The organism is Bradyrhizobium sp. BRP56, assembly GCF_020194035.1.
In the GTDB taxonomy this organism is placed as follows: Bacteria; Pseudomonadota; Alphaproteobacteria; order Rhizobiales; family Xanthobacteraceae; genus Bradyrhizobium; species Bradyrhizobium australafricanum.
On record NZ_JADYVV010000080.1, the window covers coordinates 1 to 16,434 of the forward strand.

16 protein-coding genes are annotated in these 16,434 nt (G+C 65.7%); 8 read left to right on the top strand and 8 right to left on the bottom strand.

Features of this window, described 5'->3' with window-relative positions; translation table 11 throughout:
* Positions 1–259 precede the first annotated feature (259 nt).
* A complete protein-coding gene (arfB, locus tag I6F38_RS37080) occupies positions 260–679 on the top strand; it encodes an alternative ribosome rescue aminoacyl-tRNA hydrolase ArfB (protein WP_225163876.1) in 420 nt (139 codons plus the stop codon).
* Positions 680–858: 179 nt separating this feature from the next.
* Here the strand turns inward: arfB and I6F38_RS37085 are convergent, their stop codons facing one another.
* Positions 859–1,158 (bottom strand): hypothetical protein, encoded by a 300-nt coding sequence (locus I6F38_RS37085; RefSeq protein ID WP_225163877.1) that lies wholly within the window; start codon positions 1,156–1,158, stop codon positions 859–861.
* A 390-nt stretch (positions 1,159–1,548) separates the two neighbouring features.
* On the opposite strand from I6F38_RS37085, the gene I6F38_RS37090 reads away from it, so the two are divergent.
* Genes I6F38_RS37090 through I6F38_RS37105 form a run of 4 tightly spaced genes read left to right on the top strand, consistent with a single transcriptional unit; the run spans position 1,549 to position 4,454 of the window.
* Positions 1,549–1,869, top strand: coding sequence for a c-type cytochrome (locus I6F38_RS37090; RefSeq protein WP_225163906.1), 321 nt, complete (start codon positions 1,549–1,551; stop codon positions 1,867–1,869).
* Positions 1,870–2,265, top strand: a complete 396-nt coding sequence (locus I6F38_RS37095) for a VOC family protein (protein WP_016844454.1) — start codon at positions 1,870–1,872, stop codon at positions 2,263–2,265.
* 53 nt (positions 2,266–2,318) lie between these two features.
* Complete coding sequence (locus I6F38_RS37100; RefSeq protein ID WP_225163878.1) at positions 2,319–2,867, top strand: gluconate 2-dehydrogenase subunit 3 family protein; 549 nt, start codon at positions 2,319–2,321, stop codon at positions 2,865–2,867.
* Positions 2,868–2,885: 18 nt separating this feature from the next.
* Complete coding sequence (locus tag I6F38_RS37105; protein WP_092089079.1) at positions 2,886–4,454, top strand: GMC family oxidoreductase; 1,569 nt, start codon at positions 2,886–2,888, stop codon at positions 4,452–4,454.
* Positions 4,455–4,556: 102 nt separating this feature from the next.
* Here the strand turns inward: I6F38_RS37105 and I6F38_RS37110 are convergent, their stop codons facing one another.
* Positions 4,557–4,877 (bottom strand): ribbon-helix-helix domain-containing protein, encoded by a 321-nt coding sequence (locus tag I6F38_RS37110; protein WP_016848007.1) that lies wholly within the window; start codon positions 4,875–4,877, stop codon positions 4,557–4,559.
* Positions 4,878–5,109: 232 nt separating this feature from the next.
* Here I6F38_RS37110 and mutL point away from each other — a divergent pair, with 232 nt between their 5' ends.
* Complete coding sequence (gene mutL, locus I6F38_RS37115) at positions 5,110–6,930, top strand: DNA mismatch repair endonuclease MutL (RefSeq protein WP_225163879.1); 1,821 nt, start codon at positions 5,110–5,112, stop codon at positions 6,928–6,930.
* Positions 6,931–7,057: 127 nt separating this feature from the next.
* Here the strand turns inward: mutL and I6F38_RS37120 are convergent, their stop codons facing one another.
* The 3 genes from I6F38_RS37120 to I6F38_RS37130 form a co-directional block, all read right to left on the bottom strand.
* On the bottom strand, positions 7,058–7,684 hold the full coding sequence (locus I6F38_RS37120; protein ID WP_225163880.1) for a hypothetical protein: 627 nt from the start codon (positions 7,682–7,684) through the stop codon (positions 7,058–7,060).
* Between the two features lie 127 nt (positions 7,685–7,811).
* The gene (gene rsmD / locus I6F38_RS37125; RefSeq protein ID WP_225163881.1) at positions 7,812–8,375 is read right to left on the bottom strand and encodes a 16S rRNA (guanine(966)-N(2))-methyltransferase RsmD; all 564 of its coding nucleotides are present in this window, start codon (positions 8,373–8,375) and stop codon (positions 7,812–7,814) included.
* A gap of 6 nt (positions 8,376–8,381) precedes the next feature.
* Positions 8,382–10,376, bottom strand: coding sequence for a pseudouridine synthase (locus I6F38_RS37130; protein WP_225163882.1), 1,995 nt, complete (start codon positions 10,374–10,376; stop codon positions 8,382–8,384).
* A gap of 140 nt (positions 10,377–10,516) precedes the next feature.
* Between I6F38_RS37130 and I6F38_RS37135 the strand changes: the two genes are divergently transcribed.
* Positions 10,517–10,963, top strand: coding sequence for a nucleoside deaminase (locus I6F38_RS37135; RefSeq protein ID WP_225163883.1), 447 nt, complete (start codon positions 10,517–10,519; stop codon positions 10,961–10,963).
* Between the two features lie 219 nt (positions 10,964–11,182).
* Here I6F38_RS37135 and I6F38_RS37140 read toward each other — a convergent pair whose 3' ends face one another.
* Positions 11,183–12,088: an alpha/beta hydrolase gene (locus tag I6F38_RS37140; protein ID WP_225163884.1), complete on the bottom strand. Its 906-nt coding sequence runs from the start codon at positions 12,086–12,088 to the stop codon at positions 11,183–11,185.
* 120 nt (positions 12,089–12,208) lie between these two features.
* Between I6F38_RS37140 and I6F38_RS37145 the strand changes: the two genes are divergently transcribed.
* Positions 12,209–13,441, top strand: a complete 1,233-nt coding sequence (locus tag I6F38_RS37145; RefSeq protein ID WP_225163885.1) for an acyl-CoA dehydrogenase family protein — start codon at positions 12,209–12,211, stop codon at positions 13,439–13,441.
* Between the two features lie 303 nt (positions 13,442–13,744).
* Here the strand turns inward: I6F38_RS37145 and I6F38_RS37150 are convergent, their stop codons facing one another.
* The gene (locus I6F38_RS37150) at positions 13,745–15,070 is read right to left on the bottom strand and encodes an adenylate/guanylate cyclase domain-containing protein (RefSeq protein ID WP_225163886.1); all 1,326 of its coding nucleotides are present in this window, start codon (positions 15,068–15,070) and stop codon (positions 13,745–13,747) included.
* Between the two features lie 46 nt (positions 15,071–15,116).
* On the bottom strand, positions 15,117–16,394 hold the full coding sequence (gene purD / locus I6F38_RS37155; protein ID WP_225163887.1) for a phosphoribosylamine--glycine ligase: 1,278 nt from the start codon (positions 16,392–16,394) through the stop codon (positions 15,117–15,119).
* Positions 16,395–16,434 lie beyond the last annotated feature (40 nt).

Below are 16,434 nucleotides of genomic sequence, written 5' to 3' on the forward strand. Positions count from 1 at the left end.
TACCCGCAAGGAGGGAGGGAGCCCTACCGCCTATACGTCCCTGACGGCCCGAGAACGGACTGTAGTGTTTGCGATGACTCGCTGTGAGGTGGGCACGCTGTTCCGGCACCCTCCCCCCTTGCGGGGGGAGGGTGGGGAGAGGGGTAAGCCGCACGCGGCGCTCTCAGACGTACCTAACGCTGCATCTACGCAGCTGAAGCACGCACAGCACAAACCCGCTATCCTGCGGCCTGCCGATTCTTCCCCCACGGGTGATGTCATGCTGCGGGTGTCCCGCGACCTTACGATCGACGAGAACGACGTTGAGATCGTCTTTGTCCGCGCCTCCGGCCCGGGCGGACAGAATGTCAACAAGGTCTCGACCGCGGCGCAGCTTCGCTTCGATACCAACAAGATTGCGTTGCCGGCGGACGCCGCGCAGCGGCTGGCGCGGCTCGCCGGCAGCCGCATGACCAAGGAAGGCGTGATCGTGATCCACGCGTTCCGCTTTCGCACCCAGGAACGCAATCGCGCTGATGCGATCGAGCGGCTGCTCGAGATGTTGAGGGAGGCGATGGTGCGGCCGACACCGCGGCGGCCGACCAAGCCGACGCTCGGCTCCAAGCAGCGCCGGCTCGAGGGCAAGAAGCGCCGCAGCGACATCAAGGCGGGGCGCGGCACACGCCGTTTCGACGATTAGGGAACGTCGACGTTAGGGAACGCCGGACGCAGCGCGCGCGGCACTGCATCCGGGATCCGGTCAGCGTAACCAGAAGCGTTTTCGCGCGAAGCGGATGTCGGTTCGCGCGAAGGAACGCGTCAGAACAAGAAGCCTGAGCCTTGGTTCCGATTGATCAGAACCGCGAAGGCCCTCGTGCTTCAGTACTTCTTGGTTGCGGGCGCCATCTCGGAACCACCCGACTTCGGTGCCGTGCGTCCGCTGCCGACCGTTCCCTTGCTGCCCGACTTGGCGGCGGCACCGCTCTTCTGCGTCGGCGCGCCAGGTTGCGCCGTCATTTCCTCATCGCCGCTGCCGGACATGCCGCCGCCCTGCTGCATGGTACCTCTGCCCGGTGCACCGCCGCGGGTATCCGGTGCAGTCGTTCCCTGTGCCAGGACGGGGCCGGCCATCGCGGCCGAGATGGCAAGGGCGAGCACGCTGGTTTTTGCAAACGTCATCCATTTCTCCTGGGATTTTAATTGACGATGGAGGAGCGGCGCAGATGGTGCGCCGTTTGCAGCGCCGACCCTGAACCCCATCGCGCGAGACTGCATTTTCCGCAAACGGCGCACGCGAGATGCAAGCTGCGTCGTGTGGTGATCGTGCAGGGATTTCGCGGTCATTTTGCGAAATTGTCGTCCGCATATGCGGCAACCACCGGTTCCGCGCCAGATCACCGCCCAGCTTTGTTCTGCTGTGAAACAGCCCGCTACTACCAACGGCGGATTTCAGCCTCCTACAGTCTCCGCACAGAGGCGGTGATGTAGATGACAAAGCTGCGCGCAAGGTGGTCGTTGGGGCTGGGATTTTGCAGCGCAATGCTTGCAGTGCAAATGACGGCTGCGCAGATGCCCCTGCCGGCCGCCAAGCCGCCCGACGGGGCGACGCTGTTCAAGCAGCAATGCGCGACCTGTCACACCACCAACATGTCGGATGCCGTCCGGCAAGGCCCGTCGCTCTACAGGATCGTCGGCCGCCATGCCGGCAAGGCCGACGGCTTCAAATATTCCGCGGGCTTCGGCAAGGCCGATTTCGTCTGGGACGACGCCAGGCTCGATGCCTGGCTGACCAACCCGCAGGAGTTGATCCCCGGCGCCGTGATGGCCTACCGGCAAGCCAAGCCGGAAACCCGCGCCATGATCATCGCCTATCTGAAGGAGCTGAACTGAATGGCGAAACCCGTGCATTCGATGATCCGCGTGCTCGACGAAGCCAAAGCGCTCGACTTCTACCAGCGCGCGTTCGGCCTGGAGATCGCGGACAATCTGAGATTTCCCGATTTCGCGCTGATCTATCTGCGCCATCCCTCCTCGCCGTTCGAGGTCGAACTCACGGTCAATTTCGATCGCAAGGAGCCCTACACGCTCGGCGACGGTTACGGCCATCTCGCCGTCATCGTCGATGACGTCGATGCCGAGCACGCGCGCTTCGAGAAGGAGAAACTGTCGCCGGGGCCGCTGCGCGACTTCAAGCACGACGGCAAGACGCTGGCGCGCTTCTTCTTCGTCTCCGATCCCGACGGCTACAAGATCGAGGTGATCCAGCGCGGCGGGCGCTTCGGCTAGAGCATGCTCAGATAACAAGGCAATTGCACAAATAAAAATTGACGGAGGAACCCATGAGAGAAATCGATCGACGCAGCAAATATGACCGGCGTGTCTTTCTCAAAGGCGCGGCCGTGACCGCACCCGCAGTCGCGATTGCGACCTCGACGGGGCTCGGCATCACCGATGCGTGGGCCGAAGGCGCCACGACGCTGACGCCGGCCACGCTGAAGACGCTGCTGAAGATGGCGCGCGATATCTATCCGCACGATTTCCTCGGCGACAGCTACTACATAGCGGCGGTCAAGCCGTGGGATGAGAAGGCCGCGAAGGATCCGGCGGTCAAGTCGCTGATCAATGACGGCGTCACGAGGCTCGATCAGGCGGCCAACGACCGCCACAAGATGCCATATGTCCAGGTCGCCTGGGAAAACGATCGCGTCGCGCTGCTGCAACAGATCGAGCAAAGCGCGTTCTTCCAGAAGATCCGCGGCGACCTCATCGTCTCCATCTACAACAACAAGGAGGTGTGGCCGCGGTTCGGCTACGAGGGCTCCTCGGCCGAGCATGGCGGCTACATCAAGCGCGGCTTCGCCGATATCGACTGGCTGCCGAAGGTCTGAACGGGTCGGGAGGAAACAATGGCAAAATTCGATCTGAATGACAGCGGCGTTGTGGTGATCGTCGGCTCCGGTGCCGGCGGCGGAACGCTCGGCAATGAACTGGCGCAGAAGGGCGTCAAGGTCGTGATCCTGGAGGCCGGCCCGCGCATCGAGAACCAGGACTTCATCAACGATGAATGGGACAGTTTTACCCAGCTCGCCTGGTCCGACGCGCGCTCGACCTCGGGCAGCTGGCGCGTCCACCAGGATTTTCCGGGCCTGCCGGCCTGGATCGTGAAGGCGGTCGGCGGCTCGACCACGCATTGGGCCGGCGCCTCGCTGCGTTTCGACGAGCACGAGTTCAAGATCAAGTCGGCCTATGGCGCCATTCCCGGCGCCAACCTGATCGACTGGCCGATCACGCTCGCCGAGATGGAGCCGTGGTACGCCAAGGCCGAGGACAAGATGGGCGTCACCCGCACCAACGGCATCCCAGGGCTGCCCGGCAACAATAACTTCAAGGTGATGGAAGCCGGCGCCAAGAAGCTCGGCTACAAGGAGGTGCACACCGGGCGGATGGCGATCAACAGCGAGCCGCGCGACGGCCGCGGCTCCTGCCAGCAGATCGGCTTCTGCTTCCAGGGCTGCAAGTCGGGCGCCAAATGGTCGACGCTCTACACCGAGATCCCGAAGGGCGAAGCCACCGGCAATCTCGAAGTGCGCCCCGGCAGCATGGTGATCAAGATCGAGCACGACCAGTCCGGCAAGGTCACCGGCGTGGTCTATGCCGATGCGACCGGCGCGATGCAGCGCCAGAAGGCCCGCGTCGTCGCGGTCGCCGGCAACTCGATCGAGAGCCCGCGGCTCTTGCTCAACAGCGCGTCCAGCATGTTCCCGGACGGGCTCGCCAACTCATCCGGCCAGGTCGGCCGCAACTACATGCGGCACATGACCGGCAGCGTGTATGCGAGCTTCGAGAAATCGGTGCACATGTATCGCGGCACCACGATGGCCGGCATCATCCGCGACGAGGCCAAGAACGATCCGAAGCGCGGCTTCGTCGGCGGCTACGAGATGGAGACGCTGTCGCTCGGCCTGCCCTTCATGGCCGCGTTCCTCAATCCCGGCGCCTGGGGACGCAGCTTCACCAGCGCGATCGAGGGCTATCCGCGGATGGCCGGCATGTGGCTGGTCGGCGAGGACATGCCGCAGGAGACCAACCGCATCACGCTGGATCCGAAGATCAAGGACAAGTTCGGCATGCCGGTCGCCAGCGTGCATTTCGACGATCATCCGAACGACGTCGCGATGCGCGACCATGCCTACAAGCAGGGCTCCGCGGTCTATGAGGCGGTCGGTGCCACCGTCACTTATCCGACGCCGCCCTATCCCTCGACCCACAACATGGGCACCAACCGGATGAGCGAGAAGCCGCGCGACGGCGTGGTCAACAAGTTCGGCCAGACCCACGACATCAAGAACCTGTTCGTCTCCGACGGCAGCCAGTTCACGTCAGGCGCGGCCTGCAACCCGACGCTGACGATCGTGTCGCTGGCGATCCGCCAGGCCGACCACATCGCCGGCGCGATGCAGCGCAAGGAGATCTAGCGAGGAGATCCAGCAAGAAAATACAATTCCCCTCTCACTGAAGCGGCCTTGCCCAACTGGACAAGGCCGCTTTCTTCTTTGCGTGATGGACTTGCGCGAAACCTATTCCGCGGCGTCCATGATCGCCGCCGCCCCGCGATAGTCCGGGACCACCGCCGGCGCATTCGCCTTGGCGCGGTAGATCAGGCAGGAGCAGCGCAGCAGCGACGCGAAATTGTTCACCTCGCCGTGATGATCGAGCACCTCGTTGTGCAGGGTGGTGAGGAACTTGGCCAGCGTCATGCCTTCCTTGGCCGCGATCTCCTCCAGCGTATCCCAGAACGACATTTCCAGCCGGATCGAGGTGCAATGGCCGTCGATCCGCAACGATCGGGTCTGCGATTCATAGTCGCGTTGCGGCTGATGCGCGAAAAGATGGCACATGGCGTTCCTCCGGCGAGAACTTATAATTTTTCTAAACGATATACCTGTGCACGCTGCCCCACAATCGGGACGTAGGACGTAACGCGCCGGCCGCCGAAGCCAAGCGTCTTCAAGGCGATAGGCCGGACTCATCCCCACCCCGTGTCCGGCCGCCAGATCGGTCCCATGCATTTGCCGGCGCGGCGACTTATAGTAATGGCCAGCCTCGAATCGCGCTCCGAACGTCCAATCCATGCCCGTCCGCCAGCTTCCCGAACAGCTCGTCAACCGCATCGCCGCCGGCGAAGTGGTCGAACGCCCCGCGAGCGTCGTCAAGGAACTGGTCGAGAACGCGATCGACGCCGGCGCCAGCCGGATCGACGTTTTCACCGACGGCGGCGGGCGGCGCCGGATCGGCATCACCGACGACGGCGGCGGCATGACTCGGTCAGACCTTGCGCTTGCGGTCGACCGCCACGCCACCTCCAAGCTCGACGACGAAGACCTGTTGCGAATCCGCACGCTCGGGTTCCGCGGCGAGGCGCTCCCCTCGATCGGCGCGGTCGCAAAGCTCGGCATCACCACGCGTCATGCCAGCGAACCGCATGCCTGGTCGCTGTCGGTCGAAGGCGGCGAGAAGTCCGAGGTCATGCCGGCCGCGCTCGGCCAGGGCACCCGCGTCGAGGTCAACGAACTCTTCTATGCGACGCCGGCGCGGCTGAAATTCCTCAAGACCGACCGCACCGAGGCGGAAGCGATCCGCGAAGTCGTGCGCCGCCTCGGCATGGCCCGGCCCGACATCGCCTTCACGCTAGCCGGCGAAGAGCGGGCGCCGGTCACTTGGGCCGCAGCGCTGCCCGGCGCCGCGGGCCGGCTGACCCGGCTCGGCGATATCCTGGGCGCGGATTTTCGCGCCAGTGCGATCGAGGTACGCGCCGAGCGCGAGGGGGTCGTGGTCGAGGGCTTTGCCGCCGCGCCGTCGCTGACCCGCGCCAATGCGCTCGGGCAATATCTGTTCGTCAACGGCCGCCCGGTGCGCGACAAGCTGATCCTTGGCGCGGTGCGCGCGGCCTATTCCGACTATCTGCCGCGCGACCGCCATCCCGTCGTGGCGCTGTTCGTGACGTGCGACCCCGAGGGCGTCGATGCCAATGTGCATCCGGCCAAGACCGAGGTGCGCTTCCGCAATGCCGGTCTGGTGCGCGCGCTGATCGTGCACGCGTTGAAGGAAGGCCTCGCACGCGAAGGCAGGCGCACCGCGGCCAATACCGCCGACGGCGCCGCGCTCTCGGCCTTCCGCCCCGCCTTCACCACGCCGCCGCGTCCGGGCAATTGGGACTGGCGCGGCTCGCCGTCCTATCCGGCTGGTCCGATGCGCGCGTTCGACGGTGCGGCGGCGCCCGCCTTCGCCGAGCCCGGACAGGCCGCCTTCGACGTCGGCATGCCGACCGCCGATGTGCGCTTCGAGGCCGCGCCCGCGCCCGACCTGCTCGACCGGCCGCTCGGCGCCGCGCGCACCCAGATCCACGAGACCTACATCGTCTCGCAGACCCGCGACGGCCTCATCGTGGTCGACCAGCACGCGGCGCATGAGCGCATCGTCTATGAGAAGCTCAAGGCCTCGCTGGCGAAGAACGGCGTGCAGCGGCAGATCCTCTTGATCCCCGAGATCGTCGAGCTCGATGAGTCGACTGTCGAGAAGCTGCTCGATCGCGCCGAGGAGCTGGCGTCATTCGGGCTCTCGATCGAATCCTTCGGCCCCGGCGCGGTCGCGGTGCGCGAGACGCCCTCGCTGCTCGGCAAGGCCAATGCGGCGGGCCTGTTGCGCGACCTCGCCGAGCACATGGCGGAGTGGGACGAGGCGCTGCCACTGGAACGCCGGCTGATGCACGTCGCCGCCACCATGGCCTGCCACGGCTCGGTCCGCGCCGGCCGCCGCCTCAAGCCGGAAGAGATGAACGCGCTACTCCGCGAGATGGAGGACACGCCGAATTCCGGCCAGTGCAACCACGGCCGCCCGACCTATGTCGAATTGAAGCTGAGCGATATCGAGAAGCTGTTCGGGCGGCGGTAGTCTCCATCCCCGTCGTTCCGGGCAAACCAACGGGTCGGCGCAAAGCGCGGCCCTATGATAAACTCAGCGAAACCCATCATCTCTCCCGCGGCCCGGAAGTCGATGGGTTTCGCTGGCTCTACCCATTCTACGAATTGTTCCGCCGGGCAAACACGTCCAGCACCGTGCGACGTTGCGCGATCCATTCGTGACCGTCCTCGAACCCGCCTGCCGCGATCCGCGTGCAGATCTGATCGAGATCTTCGCCCCCAGGTGATGCTTGATCCTTGCCGACCTGCCTCGCAATCGCGACATAGCCCTCCGTCAGCAGCACGAGGCCGGGCGCGCTCGCGACAACATAATGCTCGCGTGCTTCGCGAAACATGCTGATCGCCTCCTCATAGCGGCCAAGCGCCAGGTTAAACGCCCCCACCATCCAGACGCCCGTCGCCTCGCGCAGCGGTCCGATCTCCAGAGTCCGCACCAGCCGGAGCGAGCGTTCTGCAAGCTCGCGTGCGGCCAGCAGATTGTCCTGATTGATCGGCTTGTCGGACACGCTCCAGCCCGGCCAGCAATCGGCCGCCGCATTGAACGTCCAGCGCTGGACCATCATGAGCGCGTCACGCGCGTCCCCATCCCGCGCGCCGCAACTGCGCTCGATCTGATCGGCGGCATCGCGCGCTGCCGCAAGCAGCGCCGCATCATCGCCAGCGCCGCGCAACGCCTTGACCTGCGTCTCCAGCTGACCGGCCAGCCCGGCAAGAGTGTCGGCCATGGTTCGCGCTCCCCTAGCGGTGATGAATCAGTATCGCGTAGGATGGGTAGAGCGCAGCGAAACCCATCATCTCTTCCGCGGCCCAGAAGTTGATGGGTTTCGCTGCGCTCTACCCATCCTACGAATTCTAGATTGCGGTGACAGCTCGCAAAAACACGAACTCGGTGTCGTCATACGCCCGCCGCTCGAGCTCCTCGAAGCCCTCGGGTGCCGCGAACGCCGCGGCCTTCGCCTCCTCCACCACGAGCAGCGCGCCCGGCGTCAGCCAGCCGCCGTCGCGCAGCGAGGCGAGCGCCTTGTCGGCTAGCCCCTTGCCATAGGGCGGATCGAGAAACACCAGCGAGAACGGCTCGACCGGATGCGCCGGTCCGAGATCGGTGGCATCGCGGCGATAGACCTTGGTCGTGCCGCCGAGACCCAACGATTCGACATTGTTGCGCAGCAGCGCCCGCGCCTCGGCGCCATTGTCGACGAACAGCGTGAACCTGGCGCCGCGCGAGGCCGCCTCGATGCCGAGCGCGCCGGTGCCGGCAAACAGATCGAGCACGCGCGCGTCCTCGATCGGATTGTCGTAGGCGTGGATCAGAATGTTGAACACGGACTCGCGCAGGCGGTCCGCGGTCGGACGAATCTCGCGGCCCGCAGGTGAAGCGAGATTGCGGCCCTTCAGCCTGCCCCCGACGACGCGCATCGACCGTTACTCGTCGCGCGGCTTGAGATCGCGCTTGCCGTGGTAGCCGCGCTTGGGACGGCGCGGCGGGCCGTAGCCGCTCGCTTCGTCTTCATTGCGGGCACGCGCTTCCTCGCTGCCGGTGCGCTGCACCAGCACGCGGCGGCCCTTGCGATCGTTGATGGTTTCGCGCTTGCTGGGCTTCGGCTTCCTGGCGGGCGCATCGTCGCCGTCGGCTGCGTCACGCTGCTCCGGCCGCGTGAAGTCCGCGCCCGCGATCTTGGCGATCTTCTCGCCGAGCTGCTCGCGCAGCACCCGCGTCTTGACCTCCTCGACCTTGCCCTCCTCGAGCTCGCCGAGCTGGAACGGGCCGTAGGAGATCCGGATCAGGCGGTTCACCTCGAGCCCGAGATGCGCCATCACGTTGCGGACCTCGCGGTTCTTGCCCTCGCGGATCGCAAACACCACCCACACATTGGCGCTCTGGTCGCGTTCCAACGTCGCGTCGATCGGCCCGTATTTGACGCCGTCGACCTCGACGCCACCCTTGAGCTGGTCGAGCTGGCCCTGCGTCACCTCGCCATGCGCACGCACGCGGTAGCGGCGCAGCCATCCGGTGTCGGGATGCTCCAGCGTCCGCGCCAGGCCGCCGTCATTGGTCAGCAGCAACAGGCCTTCGGTGTTGAAATCCAGCCGGCCGATCGAGATCAGCCGCGGCAAGCCCTCGGGCAGATTGTCGAACACGGTCGGCCGCCCCTCGGGATCGGCATGCGTCGTCATCAGCCCGCGCGGCTTGTGATACATGAACAGCCGGGTCCGCTCGCGCGGCGGCAACGGCTTGCCGTCGACCGCCACGACATCGTTCTCGGTGATATCGAGCGCCGGCGAGTTGATGACGCGTCCGTTGACGGTGACGCGCCCTTGCGTGACGATCTCCTCGGCATCGCGGCGCGAGGCGAGACCGGCGCGCGCCAGCACCTTGGCGATCCGTTCGCCTGTCTTCTTCGGCTTCGGCTCGGGACGCTCGCGGCGATCGTCGTAGGAGCGCTCGCGATAGGCGCCGCGGCCGCCGAAGGCCGGGCGCTTCGCAAAGACCTTGCTGTCGTCCTCATTGTCGCGGCGCGGCCGGTCGGAGAAGCGGCCCTCGCTGCGCGGATGCTCCTGCCAGTCGGTACGGCCTTCGGGGCGCTCACGCCGACGATTGTCGCGGCCACCATCTTCATCATGACGATCCCAGCGCGGCCGGCCGAACTTCGGACGATCACCTTGCTCACGGTCGTCGCGGGACCTCGAGAACCGCGGACGTTCGCCGCCACCGCGATCGTCGCGCGACCGCGAAAAGCGCGGACGCTCGTCGCCGCCGCGGTCGTCGCGCGGCTTGTAGCCGTCGCGCGGCTTGCGATCTCGCTTCTGCCAGGGCTTCTCGTCGCCGCGGTCGCGGCCTTCGAAGTCGCGGTCGCGCTTGAAGCGCGGCCGATCGCCGAAATCGCGGCGCGGTGCGTCGCCGTCCTCGCGGCGGCGGAACGGGCGGCCCTCGCCCTTGTCGCGGAATGAACCCTTGTCGCGATCGCCGCGCGAAAACTTCCGGTCGTCGAATTTGCGCTCGGCGCGCTCGCCGCGCGGCGCAAAGCTCCGCTTCTCGCCGAACTTGCGGTCGGATGACCGGCCTTCCGAGCGCGCGCCACCGCGCTGCGGACGATCGCCCGCATCAAAGTCGCGGCGCTCGCCGCGCGGTTTGAACGGGCGCTTTCCGCCCCCCTCGCCGCCGCGGTCGTCGCGCTTGAAGCGGGGCCGGTCGCCGTAATCGCGGCGCGGCGCGTCGCCGTCCTCACGGCGGCGGAACGAGCGGCCCTCGCCCTTGTCGCCGAACGAGCGCTTGTCGCGATCACCACCTTTGCCGCCGAAGCTGCGCTTGCCGAACGGCTTGTCCGATCCGCGGGAGCCACTGGGCCGCCCCTTCCCGGGCGCCCCCCGGTCCCGCCGGCCGCGGGAATCGTTGTTTTTGTCGCTGTCGCGGGGCATGAATGTTCTCGCCTGGAGGTTAAATTGGGGCGCAGGGCAACCGGCGATACGCGCGCCATCTGGGCGCGACTGGCGCAAAACCGGCATCCACTTCTGCTGAAGGCGACGCTACTAGCAGGTTTCTTCCGATGATACGAGGCATGTCTGCCCCTTCTTTCATGGATTTGGCGCTAAAAACCGCCGAAAGTGCCGGAAAAGCTGGCGAGGTTCCGATCGGATGCGTGATCGTGCGGGGCTACGAGGTGATCGCCACCGCCGGCAACCGCACCCTGACCGACCACGATCCGACGGCCCATGCGGAAATCCTTGCGATCCGGCAGGCCGCCGAGGCCATCGGCACCGAGCGGCTGGTCGATTGCGACCTCTACGTGACGCTGGAGCCCTGCACCATGTGTGCCGGCGCGATCTCCTTTGCCCGCATCCGCCGGCTCTATTACGGCGCCGCCGACCCCAAGGGCGGCGCGGTCGAGTCAGGCGTCCGGTTCTTCGCGCAGCCGACCTGCCACCATGTGCCGGAGGTCTATGGCGCGGTCGGCGAGACCGAGTCCGCGCGCCTGCTGCGCGAGTTCTTCAGGGAGCGGCGGTGACGAATTCGTAGCGCGGATAAAGCGCAGCGCAATCCGGGGAGCTGCCTCCGCGGAGACCGTCCCGGATTTCGCTCCGCTCCATCCGGGCTACCAAGATCTTGAACCCGTCATCCTGAGGAGCGCGTAGCGCGTCTCGAAGGATGCACGGCCACAGTCGGGCCGTCGCCCTTCGAGACGCGCGCGATGCGCGCTCCTCAGGGTGACGGTGATTGAGCGGGGTCACCCCGCCAGGAAAAACTCCCGCAGCAGCTTCGCCGTCGCCTCCGGATTCTCCTCGGGCAGGAAGTGCCCCGACGCCACCAGCGCGCCGCTGACATTGGTGGCCCAGGTCTTCCAGGTGTCGAGCGGTGTCGTTGCGGCGCTCGCAACCCCGGCATCGCCCCACAGCGCCAGCATCGGGACCGTGATCTTCTTGCCGGCGTCGACATCGGCCTTGTCTATCTCGTAGTCGGCATAGGCGCCGGCGCGATAGTCCTCGCACATCGCATGGATGCGCGCGGGATCGCGGAATGGCGCGAGGTAGTGCTCGAGCGCGCGCGGATCGATCGCCTCCAGCGTCTTGCTCCTGGTCTGGCTCGCCATCTTCTCCTTGAGGAAGAATTCGCCATTGTTGGAGATCAGCGTCTCCGGCAGCGGATAGGGCTGCGCCAGGAACGCCCAGTGGTAGATCTTCAGCGCCGACAGGCGATTGAGCTTCTGCCAGTAATCATAGGTCGGCGCGATATCGAGCACCGCGAGCTTCGACAGCCGGCCGGGATGATCGAGCGCGAGCCGGTACGACACCCGGCCGCCGCGATCGTGGCCGGCGAGCGCGAAATGCACGTGCCCGAGCTGCTCCATCAGCTCGACCATGGTCTTCGCCCAGGCCCGCTTGGTGTAGGGCGTATGGTCCTTGTCGCTGTCGGGCATATCGGACCAGCCGTAGCCCGGCAGGTCGGCGACGATCAGCGTGAACCTGTCGTCGAGTTTCGGCGCAACCGAGTGCCACATCACGTGCGTCGAGGAGAAGCCGTGCAGCAACAGCAATGGCGGGCCCTTGCCGCCGACGCGGGCGAAGATGCGGCCCTGCGAGGTGTTGATCCATTTTGATTCATAGCCGGGAAAAAGATCAGCGAGATCAGGCATCGGTAGCTCCTTCCCTGTCGCGGGCGCTGCTTCAAACTTTGTTCGGCGTTGCCGCTGGCTTTGGCGAGGTTTATGCCATCCTCAAGTCCTGCCAACAACAACATGAAACGAGGAAGTGCCATGTCGATCGACTTCGAAATCCCCGCCGAGGCCAAGGCGATCCGCGAGAAGGTTCGCAAATTCGTCCACGACGAATGCATTCCGGCGGAAAAGGAACTCGACACCAAGCCGCTTGCCGAGGTGCTGGGACCGCTGCGGAAGAAGGCCCGCGCGCAGGGCCTGTGGTGCCCGTTCGTGCCGAAGGAGTATGGCGGTATGGGCCTTGGCCCGCTCGCCAACGCGCTGGTGCAGATGGAGCTCGGCGAAAGCATGCTCGGCGCGCTCTCGATGAACACGCAGGGACCGGACGACGCCTCGATGATGACGATCCTGGCGCACGGCACCGAGTACCAGAAGGAAAAATTCCTCAAGCCCCTGCTCAACGGCGAAAAGCGCATCTGCTTCTCGATGACGGAAAAGGCCGCCGGCGCCGATGCCACCGGCATGCAGACCACGGCGGTGAAGGACGGCAACGAGAACTATATCCTCAACGGCGAGAAATGGTTTTCCTCGTCGGCGAGCGTCGCCGACCTTGCGCTGGTCATGGCGAAGACTGATCCCAACGCGCCGCGCCACAAGCAATATTCGACCTTCATCGTCGAGCTGCCCAACCCCGGCTACCGCATCAAGCGCAACGTCGCCAACATGGCGATCGAGGGTCCGCATGACGACGTGATCCATGGCGGTCACTCCGAGATCGAGATCAGGGATCTGAAGGTGCCGGCCGACAATCTGCTCGGCGGCGAAGGCAACGGCTTCAACATGGGCCAGCACCGCCTCGCCTACGGCCGGCTGCGCCACGGCATGCACAACGTTGCCAAGGCGCAGCGCGCACTCGACATGGCGGCCGCCCATGTCACCAAGCGCTCGACCTTCGGGCAATTACTGGCGGACCGGCAGGCGGTGCAGTTCATGCTCGCCGACTGTGCCAGCGAACTCTATATCGGCCGGCTGATGCTGCTGCACATCGCCTACAAGGCCGAGAAGGGCCTCGACATCCGCCAGGAGAACTCGATCGCCAAGATCTTCCACGCCCACATGGTGCACAAGGTGATCGATACCGCGATCCAGCTGCACGGCGCGCTCGGCTTCAGCCAGGATACGCCGCTGGCGAAGTGGTACACCCAGGTGCGCTCGCAGCGGCTGGTCGACGGCCCCGACGAGGTGCACAAGTGGAAGATCGGCAAGAACGTCATCAAGGCGTTCCGCGAGCACGGCACCACGGCGTCAGCGGCAGGCGGGGATCTGCTCTGACCCATCGTCATTGCGAGCGAAGCGAAGCAATCCACTTCTCCACGCGGGGATAGATGGATTGCTTCGTCGCTTCGCTCCTCGCAATGACGAGCCGCGCTAACCCTTCGCTGTTTCCGCCTCAACCGCCTGTCAGGCGATGTCGCGGCGGCAGAATCCATCGGGCGGGGATCTGCTGTAACCAGCGCCCACAACTCGGTCATTGCCGGGCTTGACCCGGCAATCCATCGCGCAAAGAAATTCTCTCGAAGGTGATGGATGCGCGGGTCAAGCCCGCGCATGACGAGCGGAGATCAGCAGCCGAACCTAGCCGCTCGCCGCAAACAGCTCCCATGTCCCGGGGAGTCCCTTCAACTCGAACGCGCCGCGCTCGGCGAATTTCAACCCGGCGCCCGCGACCAGATCGGTCACCACGCGTGACACCAGCACCTCGTTCGAGCCGCACTGCGACATCACGCGCGCCGCGGCGTGGACCGCTATGCCGCCGATATCCGTCCCCCTCACCTCGATCTCGCCGGTGTGCAGGCCCGCTCGCACCGGCAGGCCGATCTGCCGCGCGGCCGAGCCGAACGCCAGCGCACAGCGTACGGCGCGGCCGGGACCGTCGAAGGTCGCCAGAATGCCGTCGCCAGTGCTCTTCACCAGATGGCCGCGATGGCGGCCGACCATCTGCTGCGCGAGTTGATCGTGATCGTCGAGCAGACGTCGCCAACGATGATCTCCCATCGTCGCGGCGCTGCGGGTCGAATCGACGATATCGGTGAACAGCACGGTCGCAAGCACACGGTCGAGCTCGGCATCACCACCATCGCGATGGCCGGTGACGAATTCCTCGACATCGCCAAGCATCGCCTCGGTCTCGCCGACCCAATAGTAGTGATCGCCGCCCGGATATTCGACGTATTTCGCGCCGGGGATCGAGCGCGCGACGGCACGGCCGAGCGCCACGGGAACGCGGGCATCGCCGGTCCGATGCAGGACAAGCGTCGGAGTCTGGAGCATCGGCAGGATCGTCGTGACGTCGATCGCGCGATTGAGAACGAGCAGCGTCCGCAACGCTCCCGGACTGCTCGACAGCCGCTCGAATTTCGCGATCTGCGCGATCACTTCCGCATTCGTTGCCTGGCTCGGCGCGACAGTCTTGACCGTGTCGCCAGAACCCCAGTTCTGCACGATCTCGTCGCAGCGCAGCTGCCACACGTCGTCCGGCAGGCGATCCTTCGAGCGGGCAAAGCTGCCGAGCAGAACGAGATGCGAAACGCGGTCCGGATAGGTCGCTGCAAACAGCACACTCATCGGGCAGCCCTCGGAGAAGCCGAACAACACCGCCTTCGCGGAGCCGATAGCATCCATGATGGCCCGGACGTCGTCCATGCGCTGCTCGAGGGAGGGCGCGCCGGTCATCCGATCCGACAATCCCTGTCCGCGTTTGTCGAAGGTCACGACCCGGGCGAAGCGCGACAGGCGGCGCAGCACGGCGGTGTAGCCGGGCATCTCGTGCATGAACTCGATGTGCGAAAACAGACCGGGGACAAGGATGATGTCGACAGGACCATCGCCCATCACCTGATAGGCGATGCTCGCGTCGGCGCTTTGCGCGTAGTGCGTCTCGGGCAGTCTGAAATCGGTCATTCGAAGGCCCCCGGGCGCGCCATTGTCGCCGCTGAGGCCGGATCGATCAACCCTTCTCCGCCTCCACCGCCTGCCAGGCGATGTCGCGGCGGCAGAATCCGTCCGGCCATTTGATGCGATCGACAGCCTGATAGGCGCGGTCGCGCGCCTCGGTGACCGTCTTGCCCATCGCGCAGACGTTCAGCACCCGGCCGCCATTGGCGATGGTCGCGCCATCCTTCGCCACCGTGCCGGCATGGAAGATCTCGACGCCCTCGACCTTGGCTGCGTCGTCGAGGCCATCGATCCGCGTGCCCTTGATGTAGTCGCCGGGATAGCCCTTGGCCGCCATCACCACCGTCAGCGCCGGGTCCGGATACCAGCGCAGATCGAAGTTCTTCAATTGCCCGTCGATGGAGGCGAGCAGCGCCGGCAGGATATCCGACATCATCCGCAGCATCAGCACCTGACACTCGGGATCGCCGAAGCGGACATTGTATTCGAACAGTTTTGGACCCTGCGCGGTCAGCATCACGCCGGCATAGAGCACGCCCTTGAACGGCGTGCCGCGGCTCTTCATCCCGGCCACCGTCGGCAGGATGATCCGCGCCATGATCTGGTCGTGCACCTCTGATGTCACGAACGGCGTCGGCGAATAGGCGCCCATGCCTCCGGTGTTCGGCCCTTTGTCGTGATCGAACACCCGCTTGTGGTCCTGCGCCGAGGCCAGGGGAATTGCGGTCTCGCCGTCGCACAGCGCGAAGAAGCTGATCTCGCGGCCCGATAAAAACTCCTCGATCACGACTTCGGCGCCGGCCGAGCCGAACGCGCCCTCGAACATCATCGCAATCGCGGCCTCGGCCTCGGGCAGCGTCTGCGCCACCACGACGCCCTTGCCGGCCGCAAGCCCGTCGGCCTTGACCACGATCGGCGCGCCCTGGGCGCGGACATAGGCCACCGCGTCCTTTGCGTTGTCGAAGCGGCGATAGGCACCGGTCGGAATGTCGAACTCGCTGCACAGGTCCTTGGTGAAACCCTTGGAGCCCTCGAGCTGGGCGGCCTGTTTGGTGGGCCCGAACGCCTTGATGCCGACCGCCGCGAGGTCGTCGACGATCCCGGCGGCGAGCGGCGTCTCCGGACCGACCACCACGAGATCGACCGCATTGCCCCGGCAGAATTCGATCACCGCGGCATGGTCGGCGACGTCGAGCGCGACGCATTCGGCCTCGCGCGCGATCCCGGCATTGCCCGGCGCGCACCACAGTTTGGTCACCAGCGGGGATGCGGCGATCTTCCACGCCAGCGCATGTTCGCGGCCGCCGGAACCGAGCAGGAGGATGTTCATCTGTGTCGCCGATCAGAGGGGTTGTAACGCCATTTCGTCC

Bases quoted from the DNA above. Each gene is read 5' to 3' on its own strand.
- arfB (WP_225163876.1), top strand. From the start codon at position 260: ATGCTGCGGGTGTCCCGCGACCTTACGATCGACGAGAACGACGTTGAG.
- I6F38_RS37110 (WP_016848007.1), bottom strand. From the start codon at position 4,877: ATGTGCCATCTTTTCGCGCATCAGCCGCAACGCGACTATGAATCGCAG.
- I6F38_RS37085 (WP_225163877.1), bottom strand. From the start codon at position 1,158: ATGACGTTTGCAAAAACCAGCGTGCTCGCCCTTGCCATCTCGGCCGCG.
- I6F38_RS37100 (WP_225163878.1), top strand. From the start codon at position 2,319: ATGAGAGAAATCGATCGACGCAGCAAATATGACCGGCGTGTCTTTCTC.
- mutL (WP_225163879.1), top strand. From the start codon at position 5,110: ATGCCCGTCCGCCAGCTTCCCGAACAGCTCGTCAACCGCATCGCCGCC.
- I6F38_RS37135 (WP_225163883.1), top strand. From the start codon at position 10,517: ATGTCTGCCCCTTCTTTCATGGATTTGGCGCTAAAAACCGCCGAAAGT.
- I6F38_RS37105 (WP_092089079.1), top strand. From the start codon at position 2,886: ATGGCAAAATTCGATCTGAATGACAGCGGCGTTGTGGTGATCGTCGGC.
- rsmD (WP_225163881.1), bottom strand. From the start codon at position 8,375: ATGCGCGTCGTCGGGGGCAGGCTGAAGGGCCGCAATCTCGCTTCACCT.
- I6F38_RS37095 (WP_016844454.1), top strand. From the start codon at position 1,870: ATGGCGAAACCCGTGCATTCGATGATCCGCGTGCTCGACGAAGCCAAA.
- I6F38_RS37150 (WP_225163886.1), bottom strand. From the start codon at position 15,070: ATGACCGATTTCAGACTGCCCGAGACGCACTACGCGCAAAGCGCCGAC.
- purD (WP_225163887.1), bottom strand. From the start codon at position 16,394: ATGAACATCCTCCTGCTCGGTTCCGGCGGCCGCGAACATGCGCTGGCG.
- I6F38_RS37090 (WP_225163906.1), top strand. From the start codon at position 1,549: ATGCCCCTGCCGGCCGCCAAGCCGCCCGACGGGGCGACGCTGTTCAAG.
- I6F38_RS37145 (WP_225163885.1), top strand. From the start codon at position 12,209: ATGTCGATCGACTTCGAAATCCCCGCCGAGGCCAAGGCGATCCGCGAG.
- I6F38_RS37130 (WP_225163882.1), bottom strand. From the start codon at position 10,376: ATGCCCCGCGACAGCGACAAAAACAACGATTCCCGCGGCCGGCGGGAC.
- I6F38_RS37120 (WP_225163880.1), bottom strand. From the start codon at position 7,684: ATGGCCGACACTCTTGCCGGGCTGGCCGGTCAGCTGGAGACGCAGGTC.
- I6F38_RS37140 (WP_225163884.1), bottom strand. From the start codon at position 12,088: ATGCCTGATCTCGCTGATCTTTTTCCCGGCTATGAATCAAAATGGATC.